Origin of the sequence: Serratia sp. X10 (genome assembly GCF_017811775.1) — a bacterium.
GTDB classification, from domain to species: domain Bacteria; phylum Pseudomonadota; class Gammaproteobacteria; order Enterobacterales; family Enterobacteriaceae; genus Serratia; species Serratia ureilytica.
This window is the reverse complement of the sequence record NZ_JAEIOH010000002.1, coordinates 648,911-661,876: the sequence shown is the minus strand read 5'-3', so window position 1 is coordinate 661,876 and position 12,966 is coordinate 648,911. Positions and strand designations below refer to the sequence as shown.

Sequence of the window (12,966 nt, the reverse complement as noted above, 5' to 3'; positions counted from 1 at the left end):
GACGCGAGGAAACGCTCCCCGCATTCGCGATCGGCTCTGGACGCCGCATCGTTTTCTTCATCTGTTGTGACATAGCCTGATATCTATTAAACCGAAAAACGGATTGTTTTTGAGCAAGCAGCCTGGCTGCCGGCTGATATCCACAGGAAGCTTTACACACACAATGAAAGTCGTAAAACCTCTGCGCCTCAGCGCGCTTCATCGCCCCTTCTCTTGGCAAGGGCAAAATCATCTGGGCGTTTCCATTTTGGCCTTGGCCGACATGGGGGCTTCCCCGCGCCTGCGCCCCGAACCGGAGCTGTGGCAATTGGCCGCCGACGAACTTACGCTGAGCGGCGGCGTGCTCGATTTGGCTATTCCGAAAGCCTGTGCGGAGTTTCTCGCCACCGGCAACGCCTACACCCACCATCAACAAGACAAAACCGCCTGCGCCGTGAAGATCCAGCTTGATTCGCTGGAGAAAACGCTGGTGGTTTTCGGCGATCGTCATTGGATCAACGATCGCCCCTCCTCTCCTCTCCCTTTTGCAGAAATGCGTCTGGACTGGCGCCGGGCTTACGGCGGGGCTCAGTTCGCCGATAATCCGCACGGCATCGGCGCCACTCCAGAAACATTTCCGCAGGGCCGCATTCATCGCCTACCCAATGTTGAACCGCTGCAGGAGCGCCTCGCGTCTCCTCGGCAAAGCGCGCAGCCGGCAAGCTTTGACGCGTTGGATATCACCTGGCCGCGCCGCTTCTCACGTATCGGTAAAAACTACGACGCCGACTGGTTGAAACACGGTTTTCCCGGCTTTGCCAACGATATCGACTGGCGCCTGTTCAACATGGCGGAAAGCGATCAGCAGTTTCCCCAACGCGACAGCTTGCCGCTTCAGGCCGCCTACCGGATATGGAACATGCACCCTTCAGAGCCGGTTCAGCAAGGCCGTTTGCCGCCGTGGCGCGCACGCTGCTTCATTAACCGGCTGCGCGGCGGCGAAGCGCATTTCGGGGAAGTCGCGATGCGCCACACCACCGTGTGGTTCTTTCCTCATCGCGAACAAATGCTGTTGATCTACCAGGGCAGCCTTCCCATCAATGAAGACGATGCCGCAGACGTCATGCAGCTCATGCCGGCGCTGGAAATTGAGGGTAAAAGCCGCACCGTCGCGCATTATCGGCAGGTGCTCGATCGGCGGCTTGATAAAGAGCATGGCGCTCTACACGCTTTTCGTGAAAAAGATTTGCTGCCGGAGTGCTGTATTGGCCCCTGGCTCGATACGGAAACGCCAACGCAGCAAAGCCCGATGGTGGAAAACATCGCCGCCTACGAGCATCACCAACGCGAACAACACCGCCAACGTCTGCAGCGCGAAGGCCGAGACATCGACGACATGTTTGCCGCGCCGCCAGCTGAACCGATGCCCTCTTTGGATCAGCTGGCCGAGTTTGTCGACGGCATGGAACAGCGCGCTGAAGCGCATTATCGTGAAATCCGCGATGACGCGCAGGCAAACGGCATTGATATTGACGGCCCTGGCCCCGCCGACCTTTCCGGCGCGGAAAGCTACCAACAGCAGCGCGACCAGCTGTTTCAACAGGCGCGTCAACGCCCCGACGCGTTTAGCGACAAGCAGTTGGGGGAAAGCGAGCGCGCGCTGCACCAAATGTATTTAATGTCGGCACAGGCGCAAAGCCCGGCGCTGCGCTTAAGCGGCGATCTGGCACAGATCATTCGCCAACGCGTCACCGCGGCCATGCAGCGCGATAAAGATCTCAGCGGCCTGGACCTCACCGGCGCCGATCTGTCCGGCATGGACCTCAGCCATGCCACCTTGCGCGGCACGTTGCTGGAAAACGCCAATCTGCGCCAAGCCCGGTTGGTGGGCTGTGACCTTCGCGAGGCGATGTTGGCGCGCACCGATCTCTGCGGTGCCGTCTTGCAGCAGGCGGATCTGAGCCACGCCTCTTTGGCCCTGGCGAAATGCGAAGCGACGGATTTCGGCGGCGCGCAGCTGCATGAAACCAATATTCAACAAACGTTGTTTCAACGCTGCGACTTCACGATGGCGTCTTTACGCGATTTGCTGGGGTACGAAACCTTGCTCGGACAGTGTGATTTCAGCCGCGCCACGTTGGCCAACATTACGCTGATGGAGCTGCAGCTGGAGCAACTGACATTCAGTCACGCCCGGCTCGACAAAGTCAGCTTCATCAAATGCCGGCTGCTGGCGGTGAAATTCGAGCAGGCACGGCTGGAAAGCTGCGCCTGGGTTGATACCGAAACGCAAAACCTTAGCTTCCGCGCCGCGCGCCTGACGGCCTGTGCCTTTGCGGCAAAGACGCTGTTGCCCCAGGTGGATTTCAGCGACGCGACGCTGAACCAGTGCAATTTGCGTCAGATGCCGTTGCAGCGGGCGAGTTTCAGCCGCGCGCGCCTCAACAATTGCGATCTGTCGGAAACGCGGCTGAACGAGGCCGACTTCAATCAGGCCAACGGCAGCGGCAGCCTGTTCATTCGCAGCGATCTGACGCGCGCCAACCTGCGCGACGCCAACTTTATTGCGGCGATCCTGCAAAAGTGCGTGCTGTCAGGCGCCGACCTGCAGGGCGCCAATCTGTTCCGGGCCGATCTGTCGCAGTCGAAAGTGGACAAGGCGACCCGGCTCGACGATGCCTATACCGCCAGAGTGAAAACATTGCCTCGCCACAACGGGAAAGAAGTATGACCTCAACGCCAGAGCAGATACGCCAGCGTGTAAAACGCGGCGAACCGATTTCCGGTGAGGATTTGCACGGCCTGTCATTCGCGGGTATGGATTTGGCCGGCGCGATGTTCAACGCGCTGAACCTGAACGGCGTGGACTTCTCCGATTGCGATCTGCGCGACAGCGTATTCAGCGATTGCCGGCTCGAGCACGCTCTGTTTACTCAGGCTAACCTCAAGCAAACGGCCTTCAATCAGTGCGCCATGTCGGCCAGCCGCTTCAGCGAGAGTCATATCGAGCTGACGATGTTCAACGATTGCCGGCTTGAACAGGGTGATTTCAGCCGTCTGCCGCTCACCCAAAGCCACTGGATGTCATGCCAATTGGCCGGTGCGAACTTTTCCGCCACTCAGCACGATCGCACCACGTTTTACGAAAGCCCGCTCGACGGCGCCACGTTGGAGCATGCGCGACTTTCTCTTGTCACGTTTTTTCGCTTAACCCTCTGTAACACAGAATTTGCAGGGGCAGATTTCGACCGCGTCACGTTTTTCGAATGCGACCACCGCGGCAAAAGTTACGCCGGGCAGCGCCTGATCGCCTGCCAGTTTACCGATAACCAATTGGACGACGTCGACTTCAGCCAGGCGACGCTGCGCCAAAGCAATTTCAAGGGCGCTTCGCTGCGGCGCGCCAACCTGACGGGCGTGCAGGCGCAGCAGTCGCTGTGGATGGAGGCCAACCTGACTCAGGCGCAGTGCCGCGGCGGGCAGTTCGATCAGGCGATTTTCAGCGAAGCGACGCTGGACGCCGCCAACTTCAACCAGGCGCGTCTGTATCAGGGCGTGTTCCAGCACAGCCGCGCAGCGCGCTGTGATTTCAGCGACAGCGACCTGACCTACGCCGATTTTTGTTATGCCGACATCGGCGCCGCCGATTTCCGGCATGCGCGCTTCATGCGCACCCGCATGCACCGCGCCCACCAGCAGCAAACGCGCTGGGGCGACCGCAGCGGCATTCTCGAGCGCGACGAAGAGCTGTACGCCGCCGAAATCTGGAGCGCACAGCGCCAGAGCCGCATTTGAACGTATTGACCACTTCACGAGGGGATCACCATGAGCGTTGTCAACACTACTCGCGCCGTCAACATCGCGCCGCCCCAGCAGGCCGCCGGCCAGGTCGTCAACCTGTTGCCGGACGGCAGCCTGGTGGTGGAATGTGAAGGCCGCGGCTGGCATTGCCGCCGTGCGGCCAGCTGCCTGCTGACGCCGGCCCTCGGCGATAGCGTACTGGTCGCCGGTTGCGGCCACCAGCTGTGGGCGATCGCCGTCCTCGAGCGCGTGGAACCGCAAAATGCGGCGCGGCTGAGCGTCGAAGGCGATCTGCACATTGAAACGCTGCACGGCTCGCTGTCGCTGCACGGCGCGCAGGCGCTGAACCTGAGCGGCGACGCCATGACCCTGCAAGCGAACAGCGGCGACTGCCACGTCGACAAGATGAAATACAGCGGCGAAGAACTCTCGGCTTTCGTCAGCATCAGCCGTCTGGTCGGCAAACGCTGCGAGTCACTGTGGCATTCGGTCAGCCAGATCAGCCACTCGCTGTTTCGCAAAGTGCGCCAGACCGAGCACGTGCGCGCCGGTCAGCTGGATTATCAGGCGGAAGATTACGCCCGTATTCATGCTCGCAACACGCTGATTACCTCGAAAGACATCACCAAGCTGGATTCGGAACAGATCCACGTCGGATAACCTTGCGGAGGCCTTTTATGTTTGCCAACAGCCAAATGATCGGCGTAGACCTGGCGTTTCCCGACGTCTGTCTGACGCCAAGCCCGGCGCCGGTGCCCATTCCCTACCCGGATATCGCCCTGGCGCCGACCGCCATCCCGAACGCGTTCAACATTCTGTTCGTCGGCACCCCGGCGCACAACATGGCGACGGTGACGCCCCTGACCAACGGCGACAACCCCGGCGTGGCCACCGGCGTCGCTTCCGGCACGGTGATGGGGCCGTCCCGCCACCTGACCGGCGCCTTTACCGTGCTGCTCAAAGGCACCCCGGCCACCCGGCTGACCAGCCTCAGCCTGCAGAACTCCACCAACGCGCTCGGCATGCGCATCGTGCCGAGCCAATTAAAAGTGTTGCTGCTTGCGCCCTGATGACGGCGCCTTATTACACAGCCATTCAATCAAGAAAAAGAGGACATTGTGAAAACACGGATTACCCTGACGCTGTTGACCGCCCTGACGCTTGCCGGTTGCTCCACCCCACCGCCACCGCCGCCGGCGCTCAATAACGACGCCATCGTCAGCAGTGAAGTCAACGGCGTCACGCTAAAACACCGCGCCGCGGTGAGCGCGCCGAAACAGTTCAAACCGATCGGTGAGGAGTACCGCAGCCTGTACGCCGCCAGCATCATGAGCAGCCCGAATTATACCGGCACCGCCGTCGGCAGCCTGGACAACGCCGCCGCGTTCTACGCGCTGGGCGAAGTGGAAAACAACTGGCTGGCGATCTCCGCCATCCGCGGCGGCGATCTGGTGGGGTATATCCAGGCCAACGCCGGCGTGCCGGAAGCACGCTACAAAGCGACGCTGCGCAAAGATCTGCCGCGCCGCGCGCGCGCCGCCAAGCAGGACTGCGTTAAAGTCGGCGGCGACAGCAAGGCGTGCAAAAACGCCGGCTCAGCCACCTGGATCCTCCAGTAGTCAGCACGCCTGCGGGCGACGAGATTCCCATGACGACGACCCCTATCGCTTCCCGCTGGTGCGGGATGCTGTTTCTGCTGCTGGGCGCGCTGGCGCTCGGCGGCTGCATGTCTTCCGCGAAAAGCGTGCCGGCGCGTTACAGCCTGGTCTTCGACGCTGACCGCCAGGTCAACGCCGCCGCCGGCGCTCAACCGGCGCCGATCAAAATTCGCGTGCTGCTGCTGCGCTCGGATGCGGAATTCATGGAAGCCGACTTTTTCAGTCTGCAAAACGACGCCAAAAGCGTGCTCGGCAACAGCCTGCTGGACAGCGATCAGTTCTTCCTGACGCCGGGCCAGACCGGCAAAAAGCTCGGTGGGCAAAGCACATTGGACGCACGTTATATCGGCGTGATCGCCGAATATCAAAATCTGGACGGCAAGACCTGGCGCATTTCACTGCCGCTGCCGGAACCCACCGAAACCAATTTCTACAAGGTATGGCAATTCTCGCCGGATGAGCTGGAAGCGCATATCGTCGCGGGCGTGAGTGGCCTGCGCCCCGTAAAAAAGGTCGACTGACCTACCGCTGCGCTGAAGCGAAGTAACTATAGGTGTGATGATGAAAGATGCTCATAAGGTTGTCTGGACTGAGGGAATGTTTTTGCGCCCTCACCATTTCCAGCAGGCGGAAAACTATCTCGAAGGCTATATGCGCAACTGGGGCCAGGCCCACAGCGGCTGTTTCTGGGGATTTCTCACCCTGGATCTGGACCAAACGCTGCTGCGCCAGGGCAAGATCGCGCTCAACGCCGCCAGCGGCATCATGCCCGACGGCACGCCGTTTCGCTTCTCCGGCGCCCAGCAGGCGCCCGCGCCGCTGGCCATCGCCGACAACAAGACCGGTGAAAACGTGGTGCTGGCTCTGCCGACCTATCGCGCGGGGCGTGAAGACGTGATCTTTCAGGAAAGCCCGGAAGCGCTGGCGCGCTATCTGGCTTACGAGACCGAAGTCGACGATCTCAACGCCGTCTCGGTGGGCAGCGCGGCGCTGCAATTCGGTCGCCTGCGCCTGCGGCTGATGCTGGAGAGCGAGCTGAACGCCGAATGGACGGCGCTCGGCGTGACCCGCGTGCTGGAAAAGCGCGGCGACAACAGCCTGCGTCTCGATACGGCGCAAATCCCGCCGATGCTGAACTGTCAGGGCAACCCGGTACTGAAGACCTTCATCAACGATCTGCAGGGTCTGCTGCAACAGCGCAGCCAGCAGATGAGTCAACGCCTGCTGCAACCGGGCCGCGGCGGCAGTTCCGAAATGGTCGATTTCATGCTGCTGCAGCTGATCAACCGCCATCTCGGTCAGGTGAGCCATGCCTACCACCTCGACCATCTGCACCCGGAGCGCCTGTTCGCCGATTGGCTGCAGTTCGCCACCGAACTCGCCAGCTTCTCGGCGCAGCGCACCCCGGAAGGCCGCCTGCCGGTGTATGACCACGACAACCTGGCGCTGTGCTTCGGCAAGCTGATGCTGTTGCTGCGGCAAGGGCTGTCGGTGGTGCTGGAGGACAACGCCATTCAGCTGACGCTGGTCGAGCGCTCCCACGGCCTGAACGTCGCCACCGTGCAAGACGCCAAAATGATGCGCGACTTCGGCTTCGTCTTGGCAGTGCGCGCCGACGTGGCCGCCGAGGTATTGCTGACCCACTTCCCGGCGCAGATGAAGATCGCCCCGGTCACGCGCATCCGCGATCTGGTGCAGCTGCAGCTGCCAGGCATCGGTCTGCGCACCATGCCCGTTGCGCCGCGTCAGATCCCTTATCACGCCGGCTACACCTATTTCGAGCTGGAAAAAGGCGGCGACCTGTGGAAACAGATGGAAAAATCCAGCGCCTTCGCCCTGCACCTGGCCGGCGAATTCCCGGGGCTGGACATGGAATTTTGGGCGATTCGCAGCCATACGGACCGGTAACCTATGACTCAGGAAAATAGCATGGCGCCGGCGGCCAACCCGCTGGTGGACGCCGCCAACCCGCTGCTGAACGCCATTTCGCAGATCCGCCAATCGGCCACGCACGCCAACCCGGCGCAGCTGCGCCAACAGCTGATCGACGAAATGCGCCGCTTCGAGATCCGCGGCCAACGCGCCAACCTGCCGTACGAAGTGATCATCGGCGCGCGTTATTGTCTGTGCACCGCGCTGGATGAAGCGGCGGCGCTGACCCCGTGGGGCAGCAACAGCGTGTGGTCCGGCAGCGGGCTGCTGGTGACCTTCCATAACGAAACCTGGGGCGGCGAGAAGTTCTTCCAGCTGCTGGCCAAGCTGTCGCAGAGCCCGCGCGAGCACATCAATCTGCTGGAGCTGATCAATTATTGCCTGCTGCTGGGCTTTGAAGGCCGCTACCGGGTGATGGAAAACGGCCGCTCGCAGTTGGAAACCATGAAGCAGCGCCTGCTGCAGCTGATTCGGTCGGTGCGCGGCGGCTACGCCCCGCCCCTGTCGCCTCATGCGTTGGATCTGCCGGTACAACAGAAACTGTGGCGTCCACTGGTTCCGCTGTGGGCCTGCGTGGCGCTGACCGGCTTCCTGGCTTCGCTGCTGTTTATCGCCCTCAACTGGCGGCTGGGTGACAACACCAGCCCGGTGCTGGCGGCGATTTACCAAACCAATCTGCCGCAGGTGGCGATCGGTAACCCTGCGCCGGCCGCGCCGCCGACGCTAAGCCTGAAAAGCTTCCTGCGCAAGGAGATCGCCGAAGGGTTGGTGGTGGTGCGCGACGAAGCGCAGCAAAGCGTGGTGATCCTCAAAGGCGACGGGTTGTTCGACTCCGCCGCCACAACGGTGCGCGCCAACTATATCCCGGTCATCGACCGCATCGCCGCCGCCATGAACGGCGTCAGCGGCAAAATCCTGGTCACCGGCTACAGCGACAACCTGCCGATCCGCAGCGCCCGCTTCGCCTCCAACTGGGAGCTGTCGCTGGCGCGCGCCGAAGCGGTCAGCGCCCGCTTGCAAAAACACCTCGCCAACCCGCAGCGGGTCAAGGCCGAGGGCCGCGGCGAGAGCAACCCCGTCGCGCCGAACGATAACAAAGTGAACCGCGCGTTGAACCGCCGGGTAGAAATTACGCTGTTGGTCGCCCCGGAAAACACCCAGGCGGAAATCAACGGCTTGCCGCAAGGAACCGGAAAGTAATGCTCAGTACGTTATTCTCCATCATCACCAGCCGCCTGCTGTGGGGCTTTGTCGGCATCACCGCGCTGGCGTTCATCATCTGGACGATCGGCCCGCTGGTCGCCATCGGTGACTATCGCCCGCTGGAGCCGGAACTCAACCGCCAGATCGCCATCGGCGCTATCTACCTGATTTGGTTCCTGTGCCGCCTGATCCCGCGCCTCTACAGCGCCTGGTTCAACAGCCGCCTGCTGAGCAACCTGCGCACCGCCGAAGCCGTGCCGGCGGAAGACGGCAAGCCCGAGATCAAACCAGACGATCCGCTGGCCCAGCGTTTCGACGAAGCGGCGCAGCTGTTAAAAAAGGCGCGCTTCGCCCCGGGCCAGGGCGATGGCAAACATCGCTGGATGACCCGCTTCAGCCGCCAATATCTGTATCAGCTGCCGTGGTATGTGATCATCGGCGCGCCCGGCGCCGGTAAAACCACCGCGCTGGTCAACTCCGGCCTGCATTTTCCGCTGGCGGATCGCTTCGGCAAGTCCGCGCTGCGCGGCGTGGGCGGCACCCGCAACTGCGACTGGTGGTTTACCAACGACGCGGTGCTGCTCGACACCGCCGGCCGCTACACCACCCAGGAAAGCCAGCGTGAAGAAGACGCCGGCGAATGGCAAAGCTTCGTCGCGCTGCTGAAAAAATATCGCACCCGCCAGCCGATCAACGGCGTGATGGTCACCATCAGCGTCGCCGATCTGCTGAGCGACAGTGCGGAAGCGCGCGCCGCGCAGGCCAGCGCGCTGCGCAAACGCCTGATAGAACTGCACGAACAGCTGGGCATTCACTTCCCGGTCTATGTGCTGGTGACCAAAACCGACCTGCTCAACGGCTTTATGGCCTATTTCGGCAGCTTCGACAAAGCCCAGCGCGACCAGATCTGGGGATTCACCTTCCCTTACGAGCGCTCGCGGCAGCCGGACTTCAACCTGAACGCCGCCTTCGAACAACAATACGCCCTGCTGCAACAACGGCTGGATGCGGCGCTGCCGGATACGCTGCTGATGGAACACGACGCGCGCCAACGCGCCGAAAGCTACCTGTTCCCGCAGGAATTCGCCGCGCTGCGCCCGCTGCTCGGCCATTATCTGGAACAGGTGTTCGCCACCTCCAGTTTTGAAACCCGCTTTACCCCGCGCGGCATCTACTTCACCAGCGGCACTCAGGAAGGTCTGCCGTTTGACCGGGTGATGGGCGAACTGAACCGCTATCTGCAGCTGCCGACGGCCAGCTCAGGGGCGCAGGCCAACGCGGCCTGGGACAGCGTGGGCCAGGAAACGCCGATCCCGGCAGCCAAAGGCCAGAGCTTCTTCCTGAAAGAGACGCTGGAATCGGTGATCTTCCAGGAGTCCGGGCTGGCGGGCAGCAACCGCTGGTGGGAATACCGCAACCGCGCCCTGCACTGGGCAGGGTACATCGCGCTGGCGGTGATCCTGGCGGTGCTGGCGATGTTGTGGTTCACCAGCTACGGCAACAACAAGGCCTATCTGGCGGAAGTGGCCGCCAAGGTGCCCGGCGTCGAGCGCCAGGGGCAAAGCCTGACCCAGTTGGGCAACGGCGATATGTTCTCGCTGCTGCCGTTCCTCAACAGCCTGCTGCATCTGCCGGACAGCCAGAACTTTTCGCTGGACGATCCGCCGTTCACCTATCGCATGGGATTGTTCCGCGGCGATCAGGTCGGCGACGCCGGCAATGCCCTGTACCAAAAAGCGCTGAAAGAACTGCTGCTGCCGCAGGTGGCACAACAGATCGCCGCCACGCTGCGCAACGATAACCACGGCGACGCGGACTTCAGCTATGAAGCGCTGAAGGCCTACCAGATGCTGTATCTGCCGAAGCAGTACGACGGCAAATTCCTGCGCGCCTGGGTGATGCTCAACCTGCAGCGCAACCTGCCGCAGGGCAGCACCCAAAAACAGCTGCAGCAGATCGAATGGCACCTGAGCCAACTGCTGGATACGCAGATCCAGGCCTCGCCTTACGCCAAAGACGAGCCGTTGGTGGCGCAGGCGCAGGCCGCGCTCAATCGGGCGCCGCTGTCGCAGCGCGTCTATGGCCGCCTTAAGCGCCTGCTGCTGAAACAGACCGACATCAAGCCGGTCAGCCTAGTCGATTTGGCCGGTCCGCAGACCGAACTGGCGTTCAGCCGCAAAAGCGGCAAACCGGTGACCGACGGCGTGCCGGGCCTGTTCACCTCGCAGGGGTATTGGAAAGCGTTCAACGACAACATCGATCCGGTGACCGATACCCTGCGCCAGGAAGACGTCTGGGTGTTGAACAGCCAGACGCCGGAGCAGAAAAGCGCCGATCTGACCAAGACCATCCGCCAGCTGTACATGCAGGACTTTATCAGCGCCTGGGATGAGCTGCTGGGCGATATCCAACTGGCCAACATCGGCAACCTGACCCAGCGCATCAGCAGCGCGCGCCTGCTGTCCGGCAATCCGTCGCCGATGCGCAATCTGCTGGTTAACGTCAGCAAAAACGTCACCCTGCGCGACGAGAAAAGCGACGCCGATTCCCGCTCGCTGCTGGCCAAAACCGAAGACAAGCTGAATCAAAACGCCAACCGCACGCTGGAAGCGCTGTTCACCAACCGGCCAGCCAACGCCGACGGCGACGTGTCGGCCCAGCCGGAACAGCTGGTGATGGCGCACTTCGCGCCGCTGCTTGAACTGGCGCAAAGCCAGGGCGAAGGCAATAAGGCGATCCCTTTCGACAGCGTGCTGAAACAGGTCGATGAGCTGTACAGCTACCTGACGGCGGTGCAAGGCGCAGCCAACAGCGGCATGTCGGCGCCGCCGAGCGACATCATCCCGCGCCTGCAGGCCGAATCCGGCCGCTTGCCGGTGCCGTTCAAACAGATGCTGCTGTCGCTGGCGATCGGCGCCAGCAGCGACACCCAGCGCAAAGAGATGGAGAACGTGAAAAAGCGCATCAGCTTCGAGGTCGGCAGCTTCTGCCGCCAGGCGATCGCCGGGCGTTATCCGTTGGTGGCCCGGGCGCGCCAGGAAGTGACGCCGGACGATTTGGCGCGCATGTTCGCGCCGAACAGCGGGCTGATGGACAGCTTCTTCCGCGACAACCTGCAGGGCAAGGTCGATACCACCCGCGCCAACTGGCGTTTCACGCCCGGCGTGGACGGCAAGACGCTGCCCGGCGGTGAAGGCATCCTGCGGTCGTTCCAGCAGGCGCAGCGCATTCGCGACGCCTTTTTCGCCAACGGCACGGCGACGCCCTCTTACCGCGTGACCGTGCGGCCGGTGCGGATGGATAACGACATCCTCAACCTGACGCTGGATATCGACGGGCAGCTGTTCAAATACAGCCACGGCCCGCAGGTGCCGCTGGTGGTCAGCTGGCCGGGCACCCGCAATACCAACCAGGTGCATCTGCAGCTGGCGCTGGCCAACGGCACCACCGCCAGTTTGGTGACCAGCGGGCCGTGGGCGTTGAACCGCCTGGTGGATATGGCGCAGTCTTCGGGCACCGGCGGCCTCGGCCGTCAGGCGACGTTCAATCTCGACGGCCACCGCGTCACGCTGGAGTTCACGCCCAACAGCATTCGCAATCCGTTCCAACTGCCGGCCTTCTCGTGCCCGTAGCCCCGAAAGGACATGACCATGAGCACTGATTCAAGCGCCCCGACGAGCATCGGCTGGTACGGCAAACTTCCTTCCGCCGGTGACTTCCTGCAACGCCGTTTGCCTGACCCGGTGGTCAACAACTGGGCCCACTGGTTCCATAACGGGCTGGTGAATTTGCAGCGCGACGCGCAGGGGCCAAACGATCACCCGTTCAGCAACGCGCCGGTGTGGAACTTCGTGATCCCCGCCACGCTCGGCAGCCAGTACGTGCAGATGGGCTGCCTGTTGCCGGCGCGCGACCGCGTCGGGCGGCGTTACCCCATCTGCGCGCTGCGCCTGTTCAGCCAACAGGATTGGCGCCCGCAACAGCTGAACATGGCGGCGAGCTGGTACCAACAGCTCGGCCATACCCTGCTGAACGGCGTGCGCAACGGCTTCTCCGCCGAACAGATCGACCGCACGCTGCAGGCGATCCCGGCGCTGCCCAGCCCGCCGGCGGAAGCGGACTCCGAGATATTGTCGATTATCGGTTTCCAGCATCCGGGCGTACCTGGCCTCGGCTGGCAGCAGGCCGCCGACTGTTTCGATCCGGCGCAGTACACCAGCTTTTGGTGGACCAATCAGGCCGATGGGCACCCGCTCTATACCCACGTGCACAGCGGCAACCTCACCGTGCAGCTGTTTTCATTGCTGTTCGAACCCAACGGCTGGGCGCGCCCCGGCCGCGGCGGCCAGTACCCGCAAATGTTTGATTAACATCGCTCGTTGAAGGAAATCTT

At 62.3% G+C, this 12,966-nt stretch carries 10 protein-coding genes; all 10 read left to right on the top strand.

The features are described 5' to 3' along the window. Positions 1-163: 163 nt before the first annotated feature. From J9788_RS08495 to tagF, 10 genes are read left to right on the top strand one after another with little or no spacing between them, the layout of a single operon-like run. Positions 164-2,710, top strand: a complete 2,547-nt coding sequence (locus J9788_RS08495) for a DUF2169 domain-containing protein (protein ID WP_046896577.1) — start codon at positions 164-166, stop codon at positions 2,708-2,710. Beyond that, the gene (locus tag J9788_RS08490; RefSeq protein WP_182264258.1) at positions 2,707-3,774 is read left to right on the top strand and encodes a pentapeptide repeat-containing protein; all 1,068 of its coding nucleotides are present in this window, start codon (positions 2,707-2,709) and stop codon (positions 3,772-3,774) included. Before J9788_RS08495 ends, J9788_RS08490 begins: the two co-directional genes overlap by 4 nt. A 30-nt stretch (positions 3,775-3,804) precedes the next feature. Continuing rightward, positions 3,805-4,440, top strand: a complete 636-nt coding sequence (locus tag J9788_RS08485; RefSeq protein ID WP_046896575.1) for a DUF3540 domain-containing protein — start codon at positions 3,805-3,807, stop codon at positions 4,438-4,440. 17 nt (positions 4,441-4,457) lie between these two features. Then, positions 4,458-4,850 carry a DUF4150 domain-containing protein gene (locus tag J9788_RS08480; RefSeq protein ID WP_033643549.1) on the top strand — a complete coding sequence of 131 codons (393 nt, stop codon included), beginning with the start codon at positions 4,458-4,460 and terminating at the stop codon, positions 4,848-4,850. Positions 4,851-4,898: 48 nt separating this feature from the next. Beyond that, positions 4,899-5,399, top strand: coding sequence for a type VI secretion system accessory protein TagV (tagV, locus tag J9788_RS08475; protein WP_033643550.1), 501 nt, complete (start codon positions 4,899-4,901; stop codon positions 5,397-5,399). A gap of 29 nt (positions 5,400-5,428) precedes the next feature. Beyond that, complete coding sequence (tssJ, locus tag J9788_RS08470; RefSeq protein ID WP_033643551.1) at positions 5,429-5,959, top strand: type VI secretion system lipoprotein TssJ; 531 nt, start codon at positions 5,429-5,431, stop codon at positions 5,957-5,959. 40 nt (positions 5,960-5,999) lie between these two features. After that, positions 6,000-7,346, top strand: coding sequence for a type VI secretion system baseplate subunit TssK (tssK, locus tag J9788_RS08465; RefSeq protein WP_033644304.1), 1,347 nt, complete (start codon positions 6,000-6,002; stop codon positions 7,344-7,346). A 21-nt stretch (positions 7,347-7,367) separates the two neighbouring features. Then, the gene (locus J9788_RS08460) at positions 7,368-8,570 is read left to right on the top strand and encodes a DotU family type VI secretion system protein (RefSeq protein ID WP_080350155.1); all 1,203 of its coding nucleotides are present in this window, start codon (positions 7,368-7,370) and stop codon (positions 8,568-8,570) included. Further along, positions 8,570-12,205: a type VI secretion system membrane subunit TssM gene (tssM, locus tag J9788_RS08455; RefSeq protein WP_182264257.1), complete on the top strand. Its 3,636-nt coding sequence runs from the start codon at positions 8,570-8,572 to the stop codon at positions 12,203-12,205. Before J9788_RS08460 ends, tssM begins: the two co-directional genes overlap by 1 nt. Positions 12,206-12,223: 18 nt before the next feature. Then, positions 12,224-12,943 carry a type VI secretion system-associated protein TagF gene (gene tagF / locus J9788_RS08450; protein WP_046896571.1) on the top strand — a complete coding sequence of 240 codons (720 nt, stop codon included), beginning with the start codon at positions 12,224-12,226 and terminating at the stop codon, positions 12,941-12,943. Positions 12,944-12,966 lie beyond the last annotated feature (23 nt).

Bases quoted from the DNA above. Each gene is read 5' to 3' on its own strand.
- J9788_RS08495 (WP_046896577.1), top strand. From the start codon at position 164: ATGAAAGTCGTAAAACCTCTGCGCCTCAGCGCGCTTCATCGCCCCTTC.
- J9788_RS08490 (WP_182264258.1), top strand. From the start codon at position 2,707: ATGACCTCAACGCCAGAGCAGATACGCCAGCGTGTAAAACGCGGCGAA.
- J9788_RS08485 (WP_046896575.1), top strand. From the start codon at position 3,805: ATGAGCGTTGTCAACACTACTCGCGCCGTCAACATCGCGCCGCCCCAG.
- J9788_RS08480 (WP_033643549.1), top strand. From the start codon at position 4,458: ATGTTTGCCAACAGCCAAATGATCGGCGTAGACCTGGCGTTTCCCGAC.
- tssJ (WP_033643551.1), top strand. From the start codon at position 5,429: ATGACGACGACCCCTATCGCTTCCCGCTGGTGCGGGATGCTGTTTCTG.
- tssK (WP_033644304.1), top strand. From the start codon at position 6,000: ATGAAAGATGCTCATAAGGTTGTCTGGACTGAGGGAATGTTTTTGCGC.
- J9788_RS08460 (WP_080350155.1), top strand. From the start codon at position 7,368: ATGGCGCCGGCGGCCAACCCGCTGGTGGACGCCGCCAACCCGCTGCTG.
- tssM (WP_182264257.1), top strand. From the start codon at position 8,570: ATGCTCAGTACGTTATTCTCCATCATCACCAGCCGCCTGCTGTGGGGC.
- tagF (WP_046896571.1), top strand. From the start codon at position 12,224: ATGAGCACTGATTCAAGCGCCCCGACGAGCATCGGCTGGTACGGCAAA.